This is a genomic window from Candidatus Symbiopectobacterium sp. 'North America' (assembly GCF_015762685.1).
In the GTDB taxonomy this organism is placed as follows: domain Bacteria; phylum Pseudomonadota; class Gammaproteobacteria; order Enterobacterales; family Enterobacteriaceae; genus Symbiopectobacterium.
The window spans coordinates 15,277-41,020 of sequence record NZ_PEHF01000086.1; the positions used below are offsets into that span (position 1 = coordinate 15,277).

At 54.3% G+C, this 25,744-nt stretch carries 15 protein-coding genes and 8 pseudogenes; 4 read left to right on the forward strand and 19 right to left on the reverse strand.

All coding sequences use genetic code 11. The features are described from left to right. Positions 1 to 105 precede the first annotated feature (105 nt). The 10 genes and pseudogenes from tatC to argC all read right to left on the reverse strand — a co-directional run bounded on the left by tatC (position 106) and on the right by argC (position 10,380). Positions 106 to 888, reverse strand: coding sequence for a Sec-independent protein translocase subunit TatC (gene tatC / locus CS369_RS18305; RefSeq protein WP_196908192.1), 783 nt, complete (start codon positions 886 to 888; stop codon positions 106 to 108). Positions 889 to 891: 3 nt separating this feature from the next. Continuing rightward, positions 892 to 1,521, reverse strand: coding sequence for a Sec-independent protein translocase protein TatB (gene tatB / locus CS369_RS18310; RefSeq protein WP_196908193.1), 630 nt, complete (start codon positions 1,519 to 1,521; stop codon positions 892 to 894). 3 nt (positions 1,522 to 1,524) lie between these two features. Then, positions 1,525 to 1,806: a Sec-independent protein translocase subunit TatA gene (tatA, locus tag CS369_RS18315; RefSeq protein WP_196908194.1), complete on the reverse strand. Its 282-nt coding sequence runs from the start codon at positions 1,804 to 1,806 to the stop codon at positions 1,525 to 1,527. Positions 1,807 to 2,032: 226 nt separating this feature from the next. Beyond that, positions 2,033 to 3,679 (reverse strand): ubiquinone biosynthesis regulatory protein kinase UbiB, encoded by a 1,647-nt coding sequence (gene ubiB, locus CS369_RS18320; RefSeq protein WP_196908195.1) that lies wholly within the window; start codon positions 3,677 to 3,679, stop codon positions 2,033 to 2,035. After that, positions 3,676 to 4,284 (reverse strand): SCP2 domain-containing protein, encoded by a 609-nt coding sequence (locus CS369_RS18325; RefSeq protein WP_196908196.1) that lies wholly within the window; start codon positions 4,282 to 4,284, stop codon positions 3,676 to 3,678. The genes ubiB and CS369_RS18325 overlap by 4 nt, the downstream gene beginning before the upstream one ends. Positions 4,285 to 4,308: 24 nt before the next feature. Further along, positions 4,309 to 5,064 carry a bifunctional demethylmenaquinone methyltransferase/2-methoxy-6-polyprenyl-1,4-benzoquinol methylase UbiE gene (gene ubiE / locus CS369_RS18330; RefSeq protein WP_196908197.1) on the reverse strand — a complete coding sequence of 252 codons (756 nt, stop codon included), beginning with the start codon at positions 5,062 to 5,064 and terminating at the stop codon, positions 4,309 to 4,311. A 263-nt stretch (positions 5,065 to 5,327) separates the two neighbouring features. Then, positions 5,328 to 6,890, reverse strand: coding sequence for a DNA recombination protein RmuC (gene rmuC, locus CS369_RS18335; RefSeq protein ID WP_196908198.1), 1,563 nt, complete (start codon positions 6,888 to 6,890; stop codon positions 5,328 to 5,330). 215 nt (positions 6,891 to 7,105) lie between these two features. After that, entirely contained in the window at positions 7,106 to 8,476 is a 1,371-nt protein-coding gene (gene argH, locus CS369_RS18340; RefSeq protein WP_196908199.1) for an argininosuccinate lyase, read from the reverse strand. A 109-nt stretch (positions 8,477 to 8,585) separates the two neighbouring features. Continuing rightward, positions 8,586 to 9,351: pseudogene (gene argB, locus CS369_RS18345) on the reverse strand (acetylglutamate kinase). 23 nt (positions 9,352 to 9,374) lie between these two features. Continuing rightward, positions 9,375 to 10,380 (reverse strand): annotated as a pseudogene (gene argC, locus CS369_RS18350) (N-acetyl-gamma-glutamyl-phosphate reductase). Between the two features lie 215 nt (positions 10,381 to 10,595). Here argC and argE point away from each other — a divergent pair. Both argE and CS369_RS18360 read left to right on the forward strand, forming a co-directional pair. Continuing rightward, positions 10,596 to 11,744 (forward strand): acetylornithine deacetylase, encoded by a 1,149-nt coding sequence (gene argE, locus CS369_RS18355; protein ID WP_196908200.1) that lies wholly within the window; start codon positions 10,596 to 10,598, stop codon positions 11,742 to 11,744. A 235-nt stretch (positions 11,745 to 11,979) separates the two neighbouring features. After that, positions 11,980 to 14,559: pseudogene (locus CS369_RS18360) on the forward strand (phosphoenolpyruvate carboxylase). Between the two features lie 60 nt (positions 14,560 to 14,619). Here CS369_RS18360 and CS369_RS18365 read toward each other — a convergent pair. Both CS369_RS18365 and udp read right to left on the reverse strand, forming a co-directional pair. Then, positions 14,620 to 15,405 (reverse strand): tyrosine-protein phosphatase, encoded by a 786-nt coding sequence (locus CS369_RS18365; protein WP_196908201.1) that lies wholly within the window; start codon positions 15,403 to 15,405, stop codon positions 14,620 to 14,622. Positions 15,406 to 15,434: 29 nt separating this feature from the next. Beyond that, on the reverse strand, positions 15,435 to 16,202 hold the full coding sequence (udp, locus tag CS369_RS18370) for a uridine phosphorylase (RefSeq protein WP_196908202.1): 768 nt from the start codon (positions 16,200 to 16,202) through the stop codon (positions 15,435 to 15,437). A 218-nt stretch (positions 16,203 to 16,420) separates the two neighbouring features. Here udp and CS369_RS18375 point away from each other — a divergent pair. Next, positions 16,421 to 17,203 (forward strand): annotated as a pseudogene (locus CS369_RS18375) (dienelactone hydrolase family protein). Positions 17,204 to 17,373: 170 nt separating this feature from the next. Here CS369_RS18375 and metE read toward each other — a convergent pair. Further along, positions 17,374 to 19,642: pseudogene (gene metE / locus CS369_RS18380) on the reverse strand (5-methyltetrahydropteroyltriglutamate--homocysteine S-methyltransferase). Positions 19,643 to 19,745: 103 nt separating this feature from the next. On the opposite strand from metE, the pseudogene metR reads away from it, so the two are divergent. Next, positions 19,746 to 20,673: pseudogene (gene metR, locus CS369_RS18385) on the forward strand (HTH-type transcriptional regulator MetR). Here metR and CS369_RS18390 read toward each other — a convergent pair. The 6 genes and pseudogenes from CS369_RS18390 to CS369_RS18415 all read right to left on the reverse strand — a co-directional run. Further along, a pseudogene (locus tag CS369_RS18390) lies at positions 20,612 to 21,475 on the reverse strand (carboxylate/amino acid/amine transporter); the annotation flags it as partial. The pseudogenes metR and CS369_RS18390 overlap by 62 nt on opposite strands. 96 nt (positions 21,476 to 21,571) lie before the next feature. After that, positions 21,572 to 22,171: a lipid IV(A) palmitoyltransferase PagP gene (gene pagP / locus CS369_RS18395; protein WP_374191083.1), complete on the reverse strand. Its 600-nt coding sequence runs from the start codon at positions 22,169 to 22,171 to the stop codon at positions 21,572 to 21,574. 270 nt (positions 22,172 to 22,441) lie between these two features. Beyond that, positions 22,442 to 23,264: pseudogene (gene cysE, locus CS369_RS18400) on the reverse strand (serine O-acetyltransferase). A 168-nt stretch (positions 23,265 to 23,432) separates the two neighbouring features. Beyond that, on the reverse strand, positions 23,433 to 24,452 hold the full coding sequence (gene gpsA, locus CS369_RS18405; protein ID WP_196908205.1) for an NAD(P)H-dependent glycerol-3-phosphate dehydrogenase: 1,020 nt from the start codon (positions 24,450 to 24,452) through the stop codon (positions 23,433 to 23,435). Next, entirely contained in the window at positions 24,452 to 24,937 is a 486-nt protein-coding gene (secB, locus tag CS369_RS18410) for a protein-export chaperone SecB (RefSeq protein WP_196908206.1), read from the reverse strand. Before secB ends, gpsA begins: the two co-directional genes overlap by 1 nt. A 173-nt stretch (positions 24,938 to 25,110) precedes the next feature. Then, positions 25,111 to 25,542 carry a rhodanese-like domain-containing protein gene (locus tag CS369_RS18415; protein ID WP_196908207.1) on the reverse strand — a complete coding sequence of 144 codons (432 nt, stop codon included), beginning with the start codon at positions 25,540 to 25,542 and terminating at the stop codon, positions 25,111 to 25,113. Between the last annotated feature and the right edge of the window lie 202 nt (positions 25,543 to 25,744).

Here is a 25,744-nt window from a genome sequence, read left to right on the forward strand (position 1 = left end):
ACATTCCTGAAGGGTAATAACATTCCCGCTCCGGCGAGCGTGTCCCGAAGGGAAGCAGATGCAGATTGGAGGAAATCCCCGCCTAAGCGGGGATAACAAAAGGATTCAGGACGATGAACCTTCGTTGCTTTCTTCTGCCTCTCGCTCTTCCGCCTCATACTGACGGCGTCCTTTCCCCACGTAAAAACGCGAGCAGAACAGGCCGACTTCAAACAACAGGTACATCGGAATAGCTAACAACGTCTGCGAGAACACGTCCGGCGGCGTCAGTAGCATACCGACAACGAAAGCGCCAACCAGCACATAAGGCCGCTTCTTCTTCAAATCTTCCGTGTTGGTAACACCGCTCCAACACAGCAGCACAATAGCAATAGGTACCTGGAAAGATACGCCAAACGCCATAAACAGCGCCATCACGAAATCGAGGTAGTTATTGATATCGGTGGCGATTTGCACCCCCTGCGGTGCTGTCTTGGCAAAAAAGCCAAACGCCAGTGGGAACACCACAAAGTAGGCAAATGTCATACCCGCATAGAACAGCAGGCTGCTGGAGAACAGCAACGGCATCATCAGGCGACGTTCATGTTTGTACAGCGCCGGAGCGATAAACGCCCAGACTTGATACAACACCAGCGGTGCAGCGACAAACACCGACACGATCATCGTGAGTTTAATCGGCGTAAAGAACGGGGAGGCCACATCAGTGGCAATCATACTGGCCCCGGCAGGCAGTTGTTCAATAAGCGGTGCCGAGACAATCTGATAGATGTCGTTAGCAAAAAAAACCAGCACGACAAATACGCCCAACACACAAATAATGCTGTTTAACAGGCGCTTGCGAAGCTCAATCAGGTGACTGATTAACGGTTGTGTATCTTCAATGGCCATAGACTAGCGTTCATCAGCAGAGGGTTGGGAAGGCGCGACAGCCGATGCAGGCGCTGCGCGCTTATTGGGCACATCATCGGTCGGTGCCAAGGCAGCGACAGCTGGCGTATTGTCAGGCAGAGCCGTTGCAGAAGGCGCTTCTGGTGCGCTATTCACTACCGCAGGCGGTGCCACATCGATAAGGGATGAGGATAGCGCAGCGGCGGGTTGGTCGACAGACGGTAACGCTGTTGGCGAAGACGCCTGCTCAGCTTTGATAACCCCATCATGAGCAGCCTCAGCATCCGCCAGCGGCTTATGCGGCACCTCCCCCAGCTGCGCCGTGGCGCTGTCACCGGGTTTCGCATAACCGCGTCTCATCGCATCCGCCGCTTCTTTGAGTTCGTCCATAGAGGCTTTCAGCTCTGGGGAAAGGTTTTTCAGGCTAGCCTGCTCCACCTTCTTCAAACTGTCCTGCAACTCTTGCAACTTCAACTCTTGGGTCAGCTCATTTTGCACCGCAGACGTCAGCGAGCGCAACGTTCTGACCCAACCAGCAATCGTTTTCACCGCAACGGGCAGGCGTTCAGGCCCGAGTACAACCAGGCCGATCACCATTACGATCATCAGCTCACCAAATCCGATATCAAACACCGATTATACCTGCTCTTTATGCTGGCTCTTCGTTTCTTCTGATTTTGCGTCAGCCTGTTGTTCCGTGATGGACTTCGTCGCGAAATCGGCATCCTGCTGTGTTTTTTCATTCTGGTTTGCAGATGCGCTGTCAGCGGGCGAAGGTTGGTCATCGCTGATGGCTTTTTTAAAGCCTTTAATCGATGCGCCCAAATCGGAGCCTAGCGTTCTCAGCTTGTTAGTACCAAACAGCAGCACCACGATCACCGCAATGATCAACAAGTTCCAAATACTAATACCACCCATACCAATTACCTCTTTTCTACAAAGGGGAGTTATCCATCATCTTTCACACCGCAAACATTCGTGTGTGCATTGGTGTCCGAAAACGAGTCACCGCGCACTATTCTTACCTAGAGAATGCGCTCGGTTTACGTTTCCTGCAACGCCTTTTTCCTGCGGTGGAAAGGCATATAAGGTCAAAGCCGTAACTATTATATACGGCTATTAATAGCGTCTGTCATTATCTGCTTCAACGTGTACGACGCCAACCAATGACCCAGCTCACAACACCAGCGGCCATTAACCCCGCCGAAATCACTTCCGGGAGATCCTGACGCCCCACCAACATGAGTAACCCAGCCAGTAGCAACGTCGCGCCAACGCCAAGTAAATAATGCGACTGGCTTTGGCGCATTCGCTGCATGCGCAGTTCATCTGTCAGTTGTGTAACGCTATGGCGCAGCAGCCGATGCTGCCGCAAACCATCGTAAATCAACTCGGGAATTTCCGGCAGTTTTTCCGCCCAGAAGGGGGCCTTTTCTTTCAATCCGCGAATCAGTGCGGCAACCCCCATCTGATCTTTCAGCCACGACTCCAGAAAAGGCTTGGCTGTTTTCCATAAATCCAACTGCGGGTATAGCTGGCGACCGACACCTTCAACGTAGAGCAGCGTCTTTTGCAGCAAGACCAACTGTGGCTGTACTTCCATGTTGAAGCGGCGCGCCGTATTGAACAAGTTTAATAACACATGCCCAAAGGAGATCTCTGCCAATGGCTTTTCAAAAATGGGTTCGCACACGGTACGAATCGCAAATTCAAACTCTTCAACATTGGTATCGGCAGGCACCACCCAGCCGGAATCCACATGCAGTTCAGCCACGCGACGATAATCGCGATTGAAAAAGGCAATGAAGTTTTCTGCCAGATAACGCTTATCTTCTTTGTTCAGCGACCCAACGATGCCGCAATCAATACCGATATATTGCGGGTTTTCAGGGTGTTCATAGCTGATAAAAATATTTCCCGGATGCATATCGGCGTGGAAGAAGCTGTCGCGGAATACCTGAGTAAAGAACACCTGCACGCCGCGCTCCGCCAGCAGCGGCATATTGGTGCCGTTGGCTTTGAGCGCCTCAACGTCTGAGACCGGAATACCGTAGATACGCTCCATGACCAGCATGTTTTCACTGCAATAATCTGAGTAGATTTCCGGAATATACAGCATCGGGCTGCCGTCAAAGTTACGGCGCAATTGGATGGCATTCGCCGCTTCACGCAGCAGGTTTAATTCATCAAGCAGGGTTTTCTCGTACTCGCGCACGACTTCACGCGGGCGCAAACGCCGTCCATCCGGCAACAGCATCGGCAGCCAGCCCGCCAAACGGTTCATCAGCCGCATATCAGCCTTGATGACGGGGAGGATATCAGGACGAATGACTTTGATAACCACTTCCTGGCCGTTGGTTTTGAGCCGCGCAGTATGCACCTGTGCGATAGACGCAGAGGCCAGTGGCACTATTTCAAAATCATCAAACCAACTTTCGAGTTGAATGCCCCCCATCGATAGTTCGATCTGCTCACGGGCCAGTTTGCCGTCAAAGGGATCTACGCGATCCTGAAGAATAGCGAGCTGATCGGCAATCTCCGGTGGAAAAAGATCGCGCCGAGTAGACATCATCTGACCGAACTTGATCCAAACCGGGCCCAGTTCCTGCAACGCCAAACGCAAACGTTCACCAAGCGGTTTGTCCTTATGGCGGTTTGGCATCCAGAACAGGAATTTACGCCAGATACGCAAAGGTAAGGTGATGCGCAAATGCGGGATCAGTTCATCGAGCCCATAGCTCAACATGACGCGAATAATGTGGTAAAGGCGCAGCAATTCACTTGGCGTCATGCGGCAGACTCCAACTTCGCCAGTCGTGCCGCCAGCGTATCGACGTCATCACTTAACGCAGCCACTTCATCATACCACCAGGTCGCTTCTAAACGCCCCGGCGCAAGCCGCCACTCTTCCGTTACGGTTTCTGCCAAGTAGTGCCGCTGGCGATCGAAAAAACGGGCCGCACCGCGAAACGCGCCTTGTACCGTCTGACCAATGCCTTGCGCAACAACGTCGCCCGTGTAAGGCGCAAGCCACTCTGCGGGGTCGCACTCCGCCAAATCCAATAGATTGACAAAGTGTTGGACAATCTGCATATCCCCTTCAATCACCAGTTCACCACGATGCATCAGCGATGAAAGCTGCTGGCGATCGCGCAATGTGAGCAATGCGTGTATCCGGGTTTCTAACTGACAATCCGCCGTATCAGCCCACTGGCTTATCACATCAACGCGGTGCTCACCAAAGACCAATACCAGCGGCACCGGCAGTTCTGCTAACACAATTTTGAGCGTTTTTCCCTGTAGTCGCTGGCGCGCCGCTTTCAAGCTACGTTCGCGAAAAAGCAGGCTATTTAACGCCGTTTCCAGCGCGGCAGTCAGCACAGACGTTATCAACATCAGCGTATCCCACTATAAAACAACTTAAAATTTGAACCCACGGTGTAACGCGACAATGCCTCCCGTGAGGTTGAAGTAGTTTACACTGTCAAAGCCCGTATCCACCATCATGTCCTTCAGCGTTTCCTGGTCCGGATGCATACGTATCGATTCCGCCAAATAACGGTAGCTGCCCGCATCTTTGGTCACCATATCGCCAATACGCGGCAAAACATGGAACGAATAGAAATCGTAGACTTTGCTGAGCGGTTTCAACATCGGTTTGGAAAACTCCAGCACCAGCAAGCGACCGCCGGGCTTCAGGACGCGGAACATGGAGCGCAGCGCTTTGTCTTTATCCGTCACGTTGCGTAAACCGAAAGAAATGGTGATGCAGTCAAAGTAGTCATCCGGGAAAGGCAGCGCCTCCGCATTGGCCTGCACATAGCTGACGTTATCAATAATCCCCAGATTGCGGAGCTTTTCGCGTCCCACTTTCAGCATGGAAGCATTGATATCAGCCAGCACCACTTCTCCTGATTCGCTGACCAGGCGTGAGAATTTAGCGGTTAAATCCCCCGTCCCGCCCGCCAGATCCAGCACGCGTTGGTCACGCCGGACACCGCTGCATTCAATGGTAAACCGTTTCCAGGCACGATGAATCCCGAAGGACATCAAATCGTTCATCAGGTCATATTTTCCCGCTACCGAGTGAAATACGCCTGCCACCATGGCCTCTTTATCGTTTTTATCGACAGTACGAAAACCAAAATGCGTGGTTTTCTCCGGATCGTTCGTCATGTTCTTCGCCCTACTTTTCCAAATCAGAATTGTGGTCAATCCCCTTTGCGCACTATCGGCTGAACTCACCGCTCACATTGCGCTGTCAAGCGTTGTGCGCAACACGAGCTTGGCGTGTCTATTCGCGTTTTGCATCAACAATTGAAGAGGAACATCGAATTTTGAAACTACCCCTTAATGGGGAGAGTGTAAAAGACCAGGCTTAAAAACCCACCGCTCTGATGCACTGAATAAAGTTGTAAAACGCGAACATACGTGACGCATCACAGACGATCTGACATTTCTGTATCCGTGCCTTGTGCGTGTTCCCCCATAGGCGGGGCCTCTGTTTGAATCGTTTCAGACAGCGTTTCCAGACGCGCATCCTTCGCGTCAGCCTCGGCAGAGAGCACCGCTTGCTCTGCCACGTTGGGGTTTATGGTACGCTTAACCTCAACGCCAAGGGAACGGAAACCTTCTACCTGGGCTATCAGATTACCGCGCCCGGAAGCCAGTTTGTTCATGGCCTGCCGATAGCTGGCCTGTGATTTATCCAGGCTTTGCCCCAACGCCGCCATGTCTTCCACAAAGAGACGCAGTTTATCGTACAACCGAGAGGCACGATCGGCGATCTGCTGCGCATTGCGGCTTTGCTGTTCATAACGCCACAGATTGGTGATGGTACGTAACGCGACGAGCAGCGTGGTAGGGCTTACCAGCATGATGTTGTGTTGCAGGGCCTCGCTGATCAATTCAGGGTGGCGGTCGATAGCAACCAGAAAAGCAGGCTCGACGGGGATAAACATCAGCACATAGTCCAACGATCGCAGCCCCGGCAATTGCTGATAGTCCTTATTACTCAGCAGACGGATATGACCACGCACGGAGGCGATATGCTCGTTGAGTGCGCTGGCACGTTCCCCGTCGTCCTCGCTGTTAAAGTAGCGCTCATAGGCCACCAGCGACATCTTGGCATCAATCACCACATCTTTGCCCTGTGGGAGACGAACGATCACATCCGGCTGCATGCGTCCGTTTGCGCCCGTCTGGATACTGACCTGCGTTTGGTATTCATAGCCTTCACGCAGGCCCGAAGCTTCAAGCACGCGTCCCAGCACCACTTCGCCCCAGTTCCCCTGGGTTTTATTATCGCCTTTCAGGGCTTTCGTCAGGTTGACCGCTTCTCTCGCCATTTGCACGTTGAGTTGCTGCAACTGGCGAATTTCATGCGCCAGCGTGTGGCGCTCACGCGCTTCACTGCCGAACCCCTCCTGGACTTGACGACGAAAACCGTCCAATTGTTCTCGCAGCGGCGTCAGCAGTTTATCGAGGCTCTGTTGATTTTGTTCATCCACCCGGCGCCCGCTGTGCTCAAAAATCCGGTTAGCCAGATTTTCAAACTGTGTCGTCAGGCGCTGCTCGCTGTTGATTAACAAGCGCTGTTTTTCCTCAGCGGCAAGGCGCGTTTCTTCCAGACGGATGGTGACTTCACGCAGTTCCGCTTCCTGCGCACCGTTTGCTTCGCGCAGCGCGCGCAATTCCTGATTAAGCTGGTTGCACTCATCTTGCAACCGGGCCATGACCAGCAGCTTTTCCTGATGGGCGGTGAGTTTACCGTGCATCAGACGCAGTTCCATATCATCCTGACGCAGGCGCTGTTCGTCCTTATCACGCGCAAGCTGAAGCTCACGTACCGCGCTTTGCGCCTGCTGTAACGCTTGTTCTTGTATACGTTGTTCCGTTTCTTGCCGAGCGCGGCGTTGCTGGTAACGCAGGCTGGCAACCAACCATCCCACCAGCACTCCGACCGCCCCGCCGCCTACACCGTAAAAGAGGGTGATATCCACGTCGCATTCCTTTCGTTATCGCCACTGTCCGTCAAGGTAAAGTGATACTGTATGTATGTCCAGAAAGAATAGCGCAGGCCAACGTAAAGCGGCATCGTTGTCGGCTCTGAAATGGTTAGAATGCGAGGCGTCTTGCGTTATGACTTACGGTCATTGGCTGAATAAAAAAGGGTCGTAAATCCGGCCCTGATACAGGTGACAGAGCGCTATCAGCGTTACAGACGCCCTTTGGCATCGGCAATCGCCTGTGCGACCTGCTGTGGTGACACACCGCCTTTGGCCGCGCGTTTTTCCAAACAGGATTGCAGCGACAGGATGGGATACACTTCATCGCCAATGGTGGCACTGAATTTCTGCAAATCCGCCAGCGGCAATGCTTCCAGCGGCTTACCCTGCCGAATAGCTTCCACCACAGCTTCACCGACAATGTGGTGCGCTTCGCGGAACGGAACGCCTTTTGCCACCAGATAGTCTGCCTGTTCGGTCGCATTGGCGTAACCCTGCTGCGCCGCTTCCTGGCAGCGCGGACGACGGACCTGAATGCCTTCCAACACCAGTGCCGCCATCATCAGACAGTCATGCCAAGTGTCGAGCGCGTCGAACAGACCTTCTTTGTCTTCCTGCATGTCCTTGTTGTACGCCAGCGGCAAGCCTTTGAGCGTCATCATCATGCCGGTCAGCGCGCCTTGTGCCCAACCCAATTTACCGCGGATCAGCTCCAACGCATCCGGGTTTTTCTTTTGCGGCATCAGGGAGGAGCTGGAGGTTACACGATCGGACAGCTCAACAAACCCGGATTCACCGCTGTTGAAGAAGATCAGATCTTCGGCAAAGCGTGACAGGTGCACCATGCCGATTGAGGCATTAGAGAGCAATTCCAGCACGTGATCGCGGTCTGACACCGTATCCAGACTGTTACGCGTGGCAGACGCAAAGCCGAGCCAGCCCGCCAGTTGCTCACGATCGATAGGATAGGCCGTCCCGGCCAACGCGCCGCAGCCCAATGGGCTGACATCAAGGCGTTTTAACGTATCTTCCAGGCGGCTTTCATCGCGTGCCAGCATTTCATGGTAAGCCAGACACCAATGGGCAAAGGTCACCGGTTGGGCGCGCTGCAAATGGGTGTAACCCGGCATCACCGCATCCTGATTCACCTCAGCGGTAGCGACTAACGCGGCGCGCAGTTGGCGCACGGCCAGTTGCAGTTCGCTGATTTGCGCTTTGCACCAAAGTTTAAGATCGGTGGCGGCCTGATCGTTACGGCTGCGGCCAGTGTGGAGCTTTTTACCCAAATCGCCCACTTTGTCGATCAGCTTCTGCTCTACCCAACTATGAATATCTTCGGCGTCGCTGTGCAGAATCTGTTCCGGGTCGGCTTGCACCTCGGCCAGCAGCGCATTCAGCGCCTGCTCTAACTGCTGCTGTTCCTGTTCGCTGAGAACATTGACCGTCACCAGCGCTTTTGACCAGCCGATGGAGTCGACGATATCTTGCTCCGCCAGACGGTAATCAAACCGCAGCGAGTCATTAAATTGTTTGAACCGCTGATCTGCCGCCTGACTGAAACGACCGCCCCACAACGCCATAACCGATACTCCCAAAATGTGCTTCAATGTCTTGTAACCATGCGGGCGGACCCGCATGCTCGCTTCCGTTACCTTTCGGCCAACGGAAATACCCTACAGATTAACAGATTTACGCCAGAATCCGCGTGCCAATCGGCGTGCCGTAAACAGCGCGGGCAGTTGATCGGCATGACGCCAACTGGCGATATCTACCGGGCGACCCAGCGCGCGAGCCGCATCCAGCGCTGCGTTGACTTTAACGATCATGCCGTCGGTAATAATCCCCTGCGCAATCAACTGCTCTGCTTTCTGCGCGGTCATTTCCGCAATACGTTGCCCCTTACCATCGAGGATACCGCTCACGTCCGACAGCAGGATCAAATCGGCATCCAGCGTCTCTGCGAGCGCGGTTGCAGCCTGATCGGCGTTAACGTTCATCAAATCGCCTTGTTCGGTGATGCCGATGGAACTGACGATTGGCAGATACCCGGCGCTCAGCAGCGCATTGGGCAGATCGGAGGAACCCGCCTGTGCTTTACCCACGTAGCCCAGGGATTCATCCAACTGCGTTACCGTGGTCATACCGCCAGACACAGACCCACCGCGTTGATGGCGTGTTTCTTCGCCCAAGTCAGTAGCGTTTTATTGGCCGAACCCGCCAGCGCACCGGTGATGATGTTGATCTGATCCGCCGGTGTCACGCGCAGCCCGTTTTTCTTCACTACGGGTAACGCCAGTTTTTTCATCAGGTCATCCACCAGGCAGCCGCCGCCGTGCACAATGACCAGCGGGCGCTGGTATTGCTCACGATAGGCAACCAGCGCCGTAAACAGACGCTCCAGCGCTTCTTCGCTGTCCAGTAACACACCGCCCAGTTTGATAATTAACGGATTCATAGCTTTCGTGCCTCAGGATTATGTCAGAGCAAAGATTGGGTTTCAGGGAAACCAAAACGAATATTCAGGCACTGTACAGCTTGCGCCGCCGCGCCTTTAAGCAGGTTGTCTTCCGTGGCGACCACAATCAGGTGCTCATCCTGTACGGAGAAACCAATATCGCAAAACGGCAAACCGACAACCGATTTTAACGCCGGAACCCCTTTATCGTAGAGGCGTACCAGCGGTTTGTCGTGATAGGCATTGTGGTAGGCTTCCGCCACATCCTGCGCGCTGACGCCCGGTTTCAGGCGGCAGGTAATGGTCGCCAGAATCCCACGCGCAAAATTCCCCAGATGCGACGTGAAGATAACCGGGATGCCCAGGTGGGTCGCAATTTCGGGTTGATGGCGGTGATTGAACACGCCATAAGGTTGCAAGCTCACCTCGCAGAAGCTGCTGGTGAGCGACGCTTTACGTCCGGCTCCGCTCACACCGCTGATCGCATTGATAACCGGCCACTGGTCGGTGTTGAGCAGTTGCGCATCCACCAGCGGTTTCAGTGCCAGCTGTAACGCCATGAGGTAACAACCAGGGACGGCAATCAGCTGCGCTTGCTTGACGCGCTCCGCCTGAAACTCGGCCAGGCCATACACCGCCTGCGCCAACCAGTCAGCGTGTTGATGCTCGAAACCGTAGTAGCGGCGATAAAATTCAGCATCCTGCACGCGAAACGCACCGGAGAGATCGAACACCACGCAGCCTGCGGCCAGAAACACCGGCGCAAGATCGTGACTCACTTTGTGAGTCGGTCGCCAGAAACACCACATCGATGCCTTTGGCGGCTTCGGCGGCATCCGTCAGCGCCTGTACCGGCAAATCGATGATGCCTTTCAGTTGAGGGTGCAGATCAGAAATGCGTTTGCCCGCATCAACGTTCTGCGCGGATACCGCAAGTGCGGTAAGGTTCATCTGAGGATGACGATTCAGATAGAGTGCAAGTTCAGCGCCAGTATAACCGCTTGCGCCAACAATCAACGTATTCAGCATGGGATCTGCATACCTTCCACTAAAATAATGTTGTTAAAACAGGGTATCTACAAAACGCCAAACCCGCTAACGGTATTCGACCGGTGCAGGTGTAGACTATCAGGTAATGTCTCATCCAAGGGTTAGAAACAGTTTCCTTTCGCTACACGTTATTGTATTTTTATTCAAAATAAATGCATGAATATTGATACTATCCTAACATAAGGCTGTCAACAGTGAAGATGAATTTACCCCCATTTATTGAGCTGTATCGGGCGTTGATCGCGACTCCTTCCATCAGCGCTACCGATCAGGCGCTCGATCAGAGCAATGAAGCATTAATCAATCTGCTCGCCGGATGGTTTGCCGATTTGGGCTTTCACGTTGAGGTACAACCGGTGCCCGGAACACGGCATAAATTCAATCTGCTGGCGCGCATCGGCCAAGGTCAGGGGGGCTTGCTGCTGGCCGGGCATACCGATACGGTACCGTTTGATGATGGCCGTTGGACGCGCGATCCCTTTACCCTGACAGAGCACGATAACAAGCTTTACGGGCTGGGCACTGCGGATATGAAAGGCTTCTTCGCCTTTATTCTGAATGCACTGCGCGACATCGATCCGGCAACGCTGAGCAAACCGATTTACGTGCTGGCGACTGCCGATGAAGAGACCACCATGGCGGGCGCCAAATATTTCTCTGAATCTACGCAGATACGCCCGGACTGCGCCATCATTGGCGAACCAACCTCGTTGAAACCGATTCGCGCCCACAAAGGCCATATGTCAAATGCCGTGCGTATTCAGGGGCAATCCGGCCATTCGAGCGATCCTGCGCGCGGCGTAAACGCGATCGAACTGATGCACGATGCCATCTCTCATTTGATGGTGTTGCGCAATACGCTGCAAACCCGTTATCACAACGCGGCGTTCCATATCCCCTATCCGACCATGAATTTCGGCCATATCCACGGTGGCGATGCGGCCAACCGCATCTGTGCCTTCTGTGAGCTGCATATGGATATCCGCCCGCTTCCAGGATTAACGCTGAACGATTTAAACGGTCTGGTGACGGAAGCGCTGGCACCGGTGAGCGAGCGTTGGCCGGGACGCGTGAGCGTCAGCGAACTGCATCCGCCGATCCCCGGCTATGAATGCCCAGTGGATCACGCCTTGGTGGGTGTGATTGAGAAATTGCTGGGCGTGCCCACGGATGTGGTGAACTACTGCACCGAAGCGCCGTTTATCCAGACGCTGTGCCCGACGCTGGTGCTCGGCCCCGGTTCGATCGAACAAGCCCACCAGCCGGATGAATATCTCGACACCGCATTTATCGCCCCAACGCATAAGTTGATCACCCAGATGGTGCAACATTTCTGCCGGTAAACGCGAAAGAAGGGGCGTAATAAGCGCCCCTAATCTGCGCACAGATGTAATTAAATTTCACCAATTGCCAATCCCACACGAAAGCAGGTACAACAACAGGGGGGTAAAACTGGCAGGGTGATAAAACAACCAATCGTCAATTGACGAATCCCGCCGGGCGTGGCTAGATGAAGGTAGCGTTTTGCATCTTTCTATGAAACAAACTTACAAAAAATAGAGATGGGCCAGGGTAAATATGAACGAACAATATTCCGCGATGCGAAGTAATGTGAGCATGCTGGGTAAACTTCTTGGTGACACCATCAGGGATGCATTAGGAGAGAGTATTCTTGATAAGGTCGAGACAATCCGTAAGCTGTCAAAATCGTCCCGCGCTGGCAATGAAAAACACCGTCAGGAGCTGTTGAACACGCTACAAAATCTCTCCAATGAGGAGTTGCTCCCGGTCGCGCGCGCCTTCAGCCAGTTCCTTAATCTGACCAACACCGCAGAGCAATATCACTCAATTTCGCCACACGGCGAAGCGGCCAGCAACCCGGAAATTTTATCTCAGGCGTTCGATCGTCTGAAAGCGCAGGCACACTTAAGCGAACGCGATATTCGTGACGCCGTGGAGACGCTCTCCATTGAACTGGTGCTGACCGCTCACCCGACAGAAATTACCCGTCGCACACTGATTCATAAGCTGGTTGAAGTAAACACCTGCCTGAAACAGCTCGATCACAACGATCTGGCAGACTATGAGCGCAACCAGATCATGCACAGTCTGCGTCAGTTGATCTCCCAGTCGTGGCATACGGATGAGATCCGTAAGATCCGCCCAACCCCCGTAGACGAAGCCAAATGGGGCTTCGCCGTGGTGGAGAACAGCCTGTGGGAAGGGGTGCCCGCCTTCCTGCGCGAGCTAGATGAGCAACTGGAAAAATCCTTTGGTTTCCGCCTGCCAGTGGATTCTGTCCCCGTGCGCTTTACCTCCTAGATGGGCGGCGACCGCGACGGCAACCCAAACGTGACCGCCAAAATCACCCGTCACGTCCTGCTGCTGAGCCGTTGGAAAGCCGCAGACCTGTTTTTACGCGATATTCAGGTACTGGTGTCCGAGCTTTCCATGTCGGAATGCACACCGGAGCTGCGTGCGCAGCTTAACGTTACCCTGACTTACATTGAGGGCAGCCTGAAAGGTGAGCGCACGCTGCGTCCGCACGATCTGCTGGAACACAACGAGCAGCTGTGGGAACCGCTGCACGCGTGTTACCAATCGCTACATGCCTGTGGCATGGGCATTATCGCCGACGGCCAACTGCTCGATACCCTGCGCCGCGTGCACTGTTTCGGCGTGCCGTTGGTACGTATCGATGCGCGTCAGGAAAGCACGCGTCACACCGAAGCGCTGGCGGAAATCACCCGCTACCTTGGGCTGGGCGACTACGAAAGCTGGTCTGAATCCGACAAGCAGGCGTTCCTGATTCGAGAATTAAGTTCCAAACGTCCGCTATTGCCCCGTCAGTGGGAACCGAGCGCAGAAACCAAAGAAGTGCTGGATACCTGCCAGGTGATCGCCGAAGCGCCGCAGGGCTCTATCGCCGCTTACGTGATCTCCATGGCGCGCACGCCATCCGACGTGCTGGCCGTGCACCTGCTGTTAAAAGAAGCGGGTTGTCCCTTCGCCTTGCCAGTCGCTCCGCTGTTTGAAACGCTGGATGACCTGAACAACGCCGACGATGTGATGAAACAACTGTTGGGTATCGACTGGTATCGCGGTTTTATCCAAGGCAAGCAGGTGGTGATGATCGGCTATTCCGACTCCGCCAAAGATGCGGGCGTGATGGCGGCTTCCTGGGCGCAATACCGCGCGCAGGACGCACTGATCAAAACCTGCGAGAAAGCTGGCATTGCGCTTACGCTGTTCCACGGACGCGGCGGCTCCATCGGTCGCGGTGGCGCACCGGCTCACGCCGCCCTGCTGTCACAACCGCCGGGCCGCCAGAAAGGCGGCCTGCGCGTCACTGAACAGGGCGAAATGATCCGCTTCAAGTTCGGCTTACCGGAAGTGACCATCAGCAGTTTGTCGCTCTATACCGGTGCTATCCTTGAGGTCAACCTGCTGCCGCCGCCAGAACCGAAACCGGAATGGCACGACATCATGGATGAACTTTCTCGCGTATCTTGCGATATGTATCGCGGTTATGTGCTTGAAAATCAGGACCTTGCGCCTTACTTCTGCGCCTCAACGCTGGAACTGGAACTGGGTAAACTGCCGCTCGGCTCACGCCCGGCCAAACACCGCCCGAACGGTGGTGTAGAAAGCCTGCGCGCCATTCCGTGGATTTTTGCCTGGACGCAAAACCGCCTGATGCTGCTAGCCTGGCTAGGCGCAGCTGCGGCGCTGCAAAAAATCGTGGAAAATGGTCAGCAGAAAGCGCTGGAAACCATGTGCCGCGACTGGCCGTTCTTCTCCACGCGTATCGGGATGCTGGAAATGGTGTTCGCCAAAGCGGACCTGTGGCTGGAGGAATACTACGATCAGCGTCTGGTCGACGAAAAGCTGTGGCCGTTGGGCAAAGAGCTGCGCGACCAGTTGGCGGCAGATATCAACGTGGTGCTGCGGATTTCCAACGATGACCATCTGATGGCAGATTTGCCGTGGATTGCTGAGTCTATCGCGCTGCGTAACGTCTATACCGACCCGTTAAACGTGCTGCAAGCCGAGCTGTTACACCGTTCGCGTGAGCAGGAGAACCCCAGCCCGGAAGTGGAACTGGCGCTGATGGTGACCATTGCCGGCGTGGCAGCGGGTATGCGCAACACGGGCTAACCGCGACACCGCACTGTTCCCTCCTCGCACTGAGGCGGGATATCACCTTGCTTTACCTACCTAGTCAACCAGATACTTACGCTGCAACTGGTAGCGCGCGTAATCATCCAGCCCATAGTCCGTCGCCAGCCAACGGTTTATAGAACCATAGCGTTCTTTGATGGTTCGCAGTGCGGTCGCCAGAAAGGCTTCCTGAACCGAGAGCACAAAGGAGAATTGCGACAGCGCTTTCTCATTCAGCGTATCGGCCAGCGATGTCAGCAGTTGCTCGCGAAAAGGCGCAAGGGTGATGTCCGTAACCAGATAATCTTCCATCACCGTCTTTTCATCCACCCCGAGCGCAAACAGCACCAGAGCGGAGCCGATGCCGGTACGATCTTTGCCGACAGCACAGTGCTGCACCAGTGCCCCTTCTTCTGGTCTCTGCAACAGGGCAACCAATTGACGATAGGCGGGATTGTTGAAAGGCAAACGCCGATAGAGTTCCAGCATAAAGGCCTGTGAGTCAAACGCAGAGAGCTGATCTGAACCCAACGACTCCAGACTGGCCGTGACCTCGTGGCGAATCGGGTTGGCGGGGCACGTGTGATAATGAGCGCCTTCCCACAGAATATCCGGCTTGGCCGTCACTTCATCCGGGTCGCGATAGTCAACCACGTGCGACACGGGAACGCCAGCCAAATGCTCACAGTCGGCAGCACTCAGTTGATCCAACGAGCCCGCACGGAACAGTTTGCGCGGGCGAATACGTTGCCCATCTGCGGTATACAATCCACCTAAATCACGGAAATTGATGCCGCCCTCTAACGCAACCAAAGAGGGATGGCGTGGTGCTGATGTTGTCATACAACTCCTTGCAATACGTGGCGAAAAACTCAGGCACTCAATAACCGGCGTGCTGCATCCAGCACCACCGTAACGGCAGCGGTTTCCGCCAGCTTCATCGTCGCAACATCCGGCGTTTCCTGCTGGGTGCGGTTGACTATGACGCCTGCGACCATGCCCGCCCGCAAACCCTGACTGGAACACATGGTGAGCAGCGTGGCCGACTCCATTTCGTAATTCAACACGCCCATGCTTTGCCACTCTTGCATCGAGCCTTGAAAACGCCGCACAACGCGCCCAGAGTAGGTATCGTAGCGCTCTTGCCCCGGATAAAACGTATCCGAAGAGGCGGTTACGCCAATGTGCAGCGAGAAATCGGAGGCCTTCGCAGCATCAACCAGCGCGGCAGTGCACGCAAAATCGGCCACGGCCGGATACTCCAGCGGCGCAAAGTGCAAGCTGGCACCGTCCAAACGCACTGCCGCCGTCGTCACCAACACGTCACCCACATTCATATCAGGCTGGATCGCTCCGGTGGTGCCCACGCGCAGAAAGGTTCTGACGCCTAATTGCGCCAGTTCTTCCACAGCAATGGAGGTCGAGGGGCCGCCAATCCCCGTAGAGCAGATAACCACCGGTTGCCCTGCAAGCGTAGCACGCCAGGTGGTAAATTCACGGTGCGTGGCCAGAAACACAGGGTTATCCATCTCGCGCGCGATTTTTTCAACCCGCGCCGGATCGCCGGGCACAATGGCTAACGTCGCCCCTTGCAGCCCCTGTTTGGTTAACCCCAGGTGGAACACATCAGATTCAGACATACTCGTCTCCTCATCATGGGCAAGATAGTACCGTTTATTATCCTAGCGCATCAGTACCCTAACAGCAGTGATATATCTCACTACCAAAAGAAACCAATACAGTGGTATACACTTATAAATTGCGCGTTGTCACACCAATAATCCCTTTTATGCTCAAGAGGAGAGCAACCACCATGAAAGTGGCCGAACCGCTGGAACTCCGACAAACCGATCGGGCGATGACCCGTGCCGTTACGCCCTATGCTGGGTCAACTATCCTCACCGACAGCCAAGGGATTATCGCGGGTGAGACCACCATTCCGTCCCAAGGTGAGCAGCTTCCTGCCTAACTCGCCAAACCGGCATCAGGTGATGGGCCTTATCGCATCATTCTGGTGGTGCAGGAAATTTTTGGGGTGCATCAGCATATTCAGGATGTCTGCCGTCGGCTGGCGAAACAGGGTTATCTTGCCATCGCGCCAGAACTGTATTTCCGTCAGGGCGATCCACATCAGTATGATGATATTCCGACGTTGCTGAGCGAATTGGTCAGTAAAGTGCCGGATGCACAGGTGCTATTGGATCTCGATCGCGCGACCAACTGGGCCGTGCGACAAGGCGGCGATGCCAACAAAATAGGCATTACCGGCTTCTGTTGGGGTGGGCGAATCAGTTGGCTGTATGCGGCGCACAATCCGCAGTTGAAAGCCGCGGTTGCCTGGTATGGTAAATTTTCCGGTAACAAAACCCTGATCACGCCGAAAAACCCGGTTGATATCGCCGCCGATCTCAGTGCACCCGTGCTCGGTTTGTACGGTGCAGAAGATGGCAGTATCCCGCTCGATCAGGTAGAGCTGATGCGACAGGTGCTACGCGCCGCCAACGCCACGGCGGAGATTGTGGTGTATCCCGAGGCGGGACACGCTTTCCATGCGGATTATCGCCCCAGCTACCATCAAGCGTCTGCTCAGGATGGCTGGCAGCGTATGCTGGCGTGGTTTGCGCAATACGGAGTGAAATAAGCAGAAAAAACGCAGGGAAGAATTCCCCACCACCGTCATTCCCGCCCACTTCCGTCATTCCCGCGAAAGCGGGAATCTCTGGCAAGCAGCACGTGTTTTTTCTGCCAAAGATCCCCGGCTTTCGCCGAGGATGACGAGGGGTAAAGAAGCATCCCTGCAAACGATTGAAGTTAGGCTTCAGTGGCGCGCAAGCGCTGCGCCGCTTCGACCATGTTAGCCAGCGATTGACGTGTTTCCGGCCAGCCGCGCGTTTTCAGGCCACAGTCCGGGTTGACCCACAGGCGCTCGGCGGGAATACGCTGCGCCGCTTTACGCAACAGCGCCTCAATCCATTCCACGCTCGGTACGTTCGGTGAGTGGATGTCGTACACGTCCGGCCCGATTTCATTCGGGTACTCGAACTATTCGAACGACTCCAACAACTCCATGTCGGAACGCGAGGTTTCAATGGTGATCACATCTGCATCCAGTGCCGTAATGGAGTCCATGATGTCGTTAAACTCTCAGTAACACATGTGGGTGTGAATCTGGGTGTCATCCCTTACCACGGCCGCATTCAGACGGAATGCTTCCACGCCCCATGCCAGATAAGCCTGCCAGTCAGAACGGTGCAGCGGCAGCCCTTCACGCAGTGCCGGTTCATCAATCTGGATAATACCGATACCTGCACTTTCCAAATCCGCCACTTCATCACGCAGTGCCAGCGCGATCTGCTTTGCAATGGTTTCACGGCTGACATCTTCGCGCGGGAACGACCAGCACAGGATCGTCACCGGCCCGGTCAACATGCCTTTTACCGGCTTGTCGGTCAGGGATTGGGCATACTTGGCCCACTCGACCGTGATCGGTTCCGGGCGGCTGATATCACCAATGATCACTGGCGACTTCACGCAGAGTGAACCGTAGCTCTGCACCCACCCATTTTGAGTGAAAATAAAGCCGTCCAGGTGTTCACCAAAATACTCGATCATGTCGTTACGTTCTGCTTCACCATGCACCAATACGTCCAGACCCAGACGTTCCTGCTCGACAATCGCCTGTTTGATGTGTTCAGCGATGCCTGTACGGTAGTTGTTGCCATCAAGGCGGCATTGCTTGAAGTCCAGACGCAGGCCACGAGTTTCCGTGGTTTGCGGGAAGGAGCCAATGGTGGTAGTCGGCCAGTCGGGCAGATTGAAACGTGCGCGCTGTGCCTCGGCACGTACCGGATAGGCGTGTTGACGCTGGCTATCCTGAGCGGTGATCGCCGCCAGACACTGAGTCACTGCCGCATTGTTAACACGCGTTGAGGTGTTGCGCGCACGAATCGGTGCGCTGTATTCCACCAGAGCAGCACCCTCGCCGCTGTTCAGTGCCGCCGTCAGCAGCGACAGTTCAGCACACTTCTGCAATGCGAAGGCGAACCAGCTTTTAACTTTGTCATCCAAACGCGTTTCCACGCTCAGATCGATCGGGCTGTGCAGCAGAGAACAGGAAGAGCCGATCCAGAGTTGACGCTGCCCGACCAGCGGTTGCAGGCGTTCAAACCAAGTGCTGAGATCCGCACGCCACACGTTACGACTGTTAATCACACCCAGTGATACCAGCCAGTCAGCCGGCAGTTGTGCCAGCAGCGCAGCGGCATCATCCTTGCCGTGCATCAGATCCACATGCAGACCTTGTACCGGCAGCGCACAGAGGGTATCCAGGTTATGGCCGATGCTGTCAAAATAGGTGGTCAGCAGCAGTTTGACCGAGCCCTGCAACGCATCGTAAGCCGGTTTAAAGGCATTCAGCCACTCTTGCGGCAGTTCCAGCACCAGTGCTGGCTCATCAATCTGCACCCACTCGATACCACGTTTTGCCAGTTCTGCCAGCACCTGTTGATACACCGGCAGAATGTCTTTCAGCAGGGAGAGACGATCGAATGCGTCACCCTTCACTTTGCCCAACCACAGGTAGGTCACCCGGACCCAGCAGCACAGGTTTGACTTTGTGACCCAGTGCCAGCGCTTCGTCCACTTCGTCGAGCAGTTGCGTCCAGGTCAGGGCAAAATGCTGTCCCTGAGTGAACTCGGGCACCATGTAGTGGTAGTTGGTGTTAAACCATTTGGTCATCTCTGCGGCGGCAGCTGGTTCGCCCGTCGGCGCACGGCCACGGCCAATGCGGAACAGCGTGTCGATATCAACTTTGCCATCGGCATTTTGGTGGCGCGCAGGCACGTTACCTAGCAGCAGGCTGGTGGTCAGTACGTGATCATACCAGGCAAAATCACCCACTGGCAGCAGGTCAACGCCAGAATCTTTCTGCTCTTGCCAGTGACGTGCCCGCAGCGATTTGCCCACTTCCAGCAGTTCAGCCTGAGTAAGGTTGCCTGCCCAATAGCCTTCTTGCGCTTTTTTCAGTTCACGGCGCAGTCCGACGCGCGGAAAACCCAGTGTGTGATTTAAAATTGCCATCGTTGATCCTTATTTAGCCGTCCAGATGTTTACATATCCATAATCAACAGGTACTGTATAATGCACAAGCGCAAATTATTCACTGTCATTGTGAAGGACTCTCATGATCGAACTGAAACACTTACGGACACTGCAAGCACTGCGCGGCACAGGCTCGCTGGCAGCCGTTGCCGCGCAGCTTCACCAGACGCAATCGGCGCTTTCCCACCAGTTCAGTGAGCTGGAGCAGCGTCTGGGTTTTCGGCTGTTTGTACGTAAGAGCCAACCGCTGCGCTTTACTCCTCAGGGGGAAATCCTGCTGCAATTGGCCGATCAGGTATTGCCCCAGATTCAACAGGCGTTGCAGGCATGCAACGAACCTCATCAGACCACACTAGGTCTGGCGATTGAGTGCCATAGATGTATTCAGTGGCTGACGCCCGCTCTGGAGCATTTCCACAGCCAGTGGCCGCAGGTGAACATGGACTTCAAATCCGGTGTCACCTTTGATCCCCAACCGGTACTGCAACAGGGGGAATTGGATCTGGTGATGACATCGGACATTTTGCCGCGCAGTGGGTTGCACTATTCACCGATGTTTGATTTTGAAGTGAGACTGGTGCTGGCGCCGGACCATGCATTAGCGAGCAAAGATACGATTTCACCGGAGGATCTCGCCAATGAGATCCTGATGATCTATCCGGTTCAGCGCCAGCGCCTGGACATCTGGCGTCATTTCCTGCAACCGGCTGGCATCAGTCCAACGCTAAAGAGCGTGTATAACACCCTGTTGCTGATTCAGATGGTGGCGGCACGCATGGGTATTGCCGCGCTGTCACACTGGGTAGTGGAAAGTTTTGAGCGTCAGGGTTTGGTGGTGACCAAAACGCTGGGTGAGGGGTTGTGGAGCCGACTGTACGCTGCGGTACGCGATGGAGAGCAGCGTCAGCCGGTGCTTGAAGCCTTTATTCGTTCTGCCCGCCACGCATCTGCCGTTCGTGCGGGATGCTGCACGACCCAGCGCTGGTGTACCCAAAAAGCCGCAAGGATAATCAGAGACCCTAGCGCGAAACGCCCTCAGTCGGGCGTCTTCTGCCAGAAGAGGAAGTTAACCAGTAGTCCGGCAGGGACGTGAAAGTTGTTCATGATACTCAGCGTGCCCGCATCTACCTTGGTAGCACCGTAGTTCCACATGAAATAGCCCAGGCCGGAGACAATCGCCCCCAAGAAAACCAACACGCCCCACTGTATTGGGGCGGTGGCTAGCTTGGTGAAGTTGCCAAACAGTCCCCACGTGACCAGCGTCACCAATCCCGCCCCCAGATAAAACCAGGAAAACGCACTGTGCTGCGGCATCGGGTGCAGCTCCATCAGGCGTTTATAGCCCACTTGCCCTGCGGCGAAGCAAATATTGGCAGCCTGAATCAGCAGAAAACTATGCCAAAAATGCGCACTGACGCCATGATAGTGGATGACTACAGACCCCAATACTGCCAGCAACGCGCTAAAGGCATAGCCCCAACGCAAGCGCCTCCCGCTGATTACATCGTAAATCAACGTGACGTACAGAGGCGTCATTACTGAAAACAGCAGCAGGGTCGGAACATCGAGATAGAGATAACTACGGAACAGCAGCAGGTATATCACGCCCAGTTGGATCACGCCGATCAGCAAATACAGCCCCAATACTTTGACTGAATAACCACGCCAACGCAGGAACGGCAGAAAAACCATGGCGGCCAGCACTAAACGAAACATGGCAGAGAACCAGCTATCGACCTGCCCCGCCAGATATTCGCCAATCAGGCTGAATGAAAATGCCCACAGAATGGTGGTAATGACCAGTAATAACACGCTGACACCCTAGTAAAAACGATAAGGGGCCATTGTACCGCATTAGCTGCATAATTCTCGACCAATGCAGTTTACATTTTGTTTATATACCAACAATCAGATTTGCCAGCGCAGCCAGGCAAAAAAGACGTTGCCGTTGTTGTAGGTGCCAGGAATGTAGGTCGCCTGAAAGGAGAGGCGCTGATAGTTCACCGAGACCAGCGGCAATAACACCGGAATCGGGATATAGTGCCAGTTGTCCCGCATAATAACGCCAGCGGTGAAACCCGCACCCAATTGGAAATCCGGATTCGTGGTAGGTGTCCAGCGTTTCTCAAAGCCATAACCGCCGATGGGCTCCCATTTGTTGAAGGAATCCTTGAATGCCATCAGGTACAGACCGTGCCAATCGCCGTCGGCATCCAGACGTGACACGCCATAGCCCGCGCCCCAGGGACGTTCATTGTACTTGTCGTTTTTCTCTTTGTCGTAAGTCCAGCGGTTATGCCAGGTGATAGCTGGGATATAGAGATCCTGACTTGACGAGTTCGACCAGGTTTCTGACAGATTAAATTTGGCTTTTTGCCACCAACTGCCCTGCCCATTGCTCTGCACAGACTCCTTCGACATTTCCACGGCGGAATCCGTTGGGGCAGCGAGGGAAGGAAGCGAGAACAGAAAAGGGAAAAGGGTAAATATCACACGCATCAGATACATCTTTGCTTCTCGTAAACCATCAATATTGTTGCGAGACCTGAACCGTCAGATGACAGGGAAAGTCTGGTTTAGGGAAACAGGCCCCGGGTAAAAGCCTGTCCAAAGAGGTATTATGACGGATTCACATGCTATATTGCGTGTAATTGTCGGTGAAGCGACAATATTTAAGATATTTCTTATAAGAAAATATCTTAGTTCAGCTGAATATTCGGATAGTATGCGATATAAGTAGTGAAAATCATTTGAAAAACAGCTTACTATAAGAAGAACTCAAATCCCATCGCCGTATTCAAATCCCCGATTGATCCCATTGAAGTATTGATCCATGTCCATCGTGGGGTTTGTCGCTTTCCGGACGCCCTACAATGCGCGCTGGCACACCCGCCGCCGTGGTATGCGCCGGAACCGGTTGCAACACCACGGAACCTGCGCCAATTTTTGCGCCACGCCCGACTTCAATATTACCGAGAATCTTGGCACCCGCGCCGATCATGACCCCTTCGCGGATCTTGGGATGGCGATCGCCGCTAGTTTTCCCGGTCCCGCCCAAGGTGACTGATTGCAGGATAGACAAGTCATTTTCCACTACCGCCGTCTCACCGATCACAATCCCGGTGGCATGATCGAGCATGATCTCACAGCCAATGGTCGCAGCCGGGTGAATATCGACGCCAAAAGACACCGAAATCTGGTTCTGAAAATATATGGCCAGCGCTTTGCGCCCCTGATACCAGAGCCAATGACCAATGGGGTAGGCCTGAAGCGCATGAAATCCCTTCAGGTAAAGCAGCGGCGTGGAGTATTTATCCACCTCCCGGTCACGCTGACACACCGCGCGAATATCGCACGCGGCTGACAGAATCATTTGTGGATCGGCACGGTAGGCCTCTTCCACCACTTCGCGAATGGCAATCGCGGGCATGATGGAATTTGCCAACTTGTTCGCCAGCATATAACTCAATGCGCTGCCCAGGTTTTCATGTTTCAGCAATGTGGCATGAAAAAAGCTGGCCAACATCGGTTCGCAATCAGCCAGCGACTGGCCTTCTGCTTTGATATTTGCCCACACCAATTCCAATTCATTAGTCGACATTGCCTTCACTCCCCTGCCGCACCGTTCATTGCGATGCGCTGACACGTTGCATTTATTGTTATCGCCCGGCACGCTTGCCAAAGACTCGCGTAGCCGCCAGCATACGATATAAAAGCCAAAAAACGCCAGAAGACCAGCGTCAGCGTTGGCCTCAAGGATAACGTTGTATTATTCGCGCTCGCTTTCGTCTTTGCGCGTTCTACCAAGCAGGGTAAGCGCCGCTTCGCGCGCGGCCTTGCCACAGTATAAAACCTGCCACAGTTGTTCACTGATGGGCATTTCTACCCCATGACGCTGCGCCAACGCCAGCACCTCTTTGGTATTGCGATAACCTTCCACCACCTGACCAATCTGATCCTGAGCGCTTTGTACATCCAGTCCCTGACCCAGCATCATGCCAAAGCGGCGGTTACGAGATTGGTTATCGGTACAGGTAAGCACCAGATCGCCCAGCCCCGCCATCCCCATAAACGTGGCGGGATCAGCCCCGAGTGCCACGCCAAGCCGCGTCATTTCCGTCAGCCCACGCGTGATAAGCGCCGTGCGCGCATTGGCACCAAAGCCAATGCCATCGGACATGCCAGCGCCAATAGCAATCACATTTTTTACCGCGCCGCCAAGCTGAACGCCTATAAGATCGGGGTTACTGTAGACGCGAAAGCTTTTACCGCAGTGCAGCAACGTTTGCAGATCGTCAGAAAACGTTTTGTCTGTCGCGGCTAGCGCGATAGCGGTGGGTAATCCCGCCGCGAGTTCTTTCGCGAACGTCGGACCAGAAATCACCGCCAGAGGCATCTCTTCACCTAATGCTTCACGCGCCACATCTTGCAACAAGCGCCCGGTTTCTGCCTCTAACCCTTTTGTCGCCCACACTAAGCGCGCATCGGCACGCAGCAGCGGTTTTAGCTGACGCAGAACGTCACCAAACACATGGCTCGGCACCACCACCAAAATATCTCGACTCGCCGCCAGCGCCTGCGCTAAATTAGACTCGAGGTGCAGCGTATCGGGGAAAGGCACATCCGGCAGGAACGCCTGGTTACACCGGGCGGTCTGCAATGTCTGTATGTGCGCAGGATCGTGTCCCCACAGCACCACGGAGTGGCCATTGCGGGCCAGCGTAATCGCCAGGGCGGTGCCGTATGAACCGGCACCGACCACTGTCATGGAAGCATGAGCAGTGCTCATCAGGCATCCAGGCGCGGTGCGCCGTTTTCACCTTCTGCGGACTGCCCTTCCGTTTGCTGTTGCAGATAGTTCATGAACAGCGCATCGAAGTTCACCGGCGCCAGATTCAACTGCGGGAATGTACCGCGTGTCACCATGCTGGCCACACATTCACGCGCATACGGGAACAGAATGTTCGGGCAGTAAGCGCCCAGGCAATGTGCCAGTTGCGTGCCTTCCAGACCGCCAACGGTGAAAATACCCGCTTGCTGAACTTCACACAGGAACGCGGTATTTTCGCCCAGCGTCGACGTTACCGTTACGCGCAGCACAACTTCATACACGTCTTCCGCCAGTTGGCTGGACGCCGTATCCAGATCCAGTTTAACTTCCGGTTGCCAATCCTGTTGAAACACCTGAGGAGCATTAGGCGCTTCAAAAGAGACATCCTTGGTGTAAATACGTTGAATCTGAAAAGTCATTTCGGCGGAGTTTTGTTCGGACATGTTGGCTAATACCTTTAATGTTAACGTTTTTGATGCGCCGCATTCACCGTGTGGCAGCGGACGCCAATGTGTGCATTTAAAATCGAACAATGCGCGCAGGAAACCTGCGCCTGGTTACAACATACCATACCTTTACGGCATGCTTAAAAGACATTCGGCTTGCGCCATCGCGCTTATTTACCCTGCACCAGAGGAAGATTCTCACCGCTCCAGCCGGACAGGCCGTCTTTCAGAACAGACACGCGTTCAAAACCGGCTTTCAGCAAGTTGTCAGCGGATTCACGCGAGCTGATACCGTTCACGCAAACGACGATCACAGGGCGTGCTTTATGTTTCTCCAACTCGCCCAGACTACCATTCTTAATGTCGTTAGGCAGAAGGTTGATGGCGTTGGCAATGTGACCACGACGGAAATCATCACGGTTGCGCAAATCAACGATAACTGCTTCTTCTTTATTGATAAGTTGAATGGCTTCGCCACGCGCGATTTCTTTCACATTGGAAAGCTTACTTTTCACGGTCATGACAATAACGGCAACCAACAGTGCAAGCCAGGCGATACTCATAATCGGATGCCTGCTTACGAACGACATAATCTCTTGCATGGGGGGTAACAGCTCCCGAATCGGTTAATCAACAAAAATCAAGGTTTCTGAGTATACCTATGCGGTACAGCAATTACAGCCTGTAACAACCAGTAAGCCGCTAAACTGTAACTCTATCTGTGGCATGAATCAGAAAAATCGTAGCAACCGCCGCTAACGGTTGTGACATGCACCCTTTTTATCTATGCTTGATGCAGTTCAT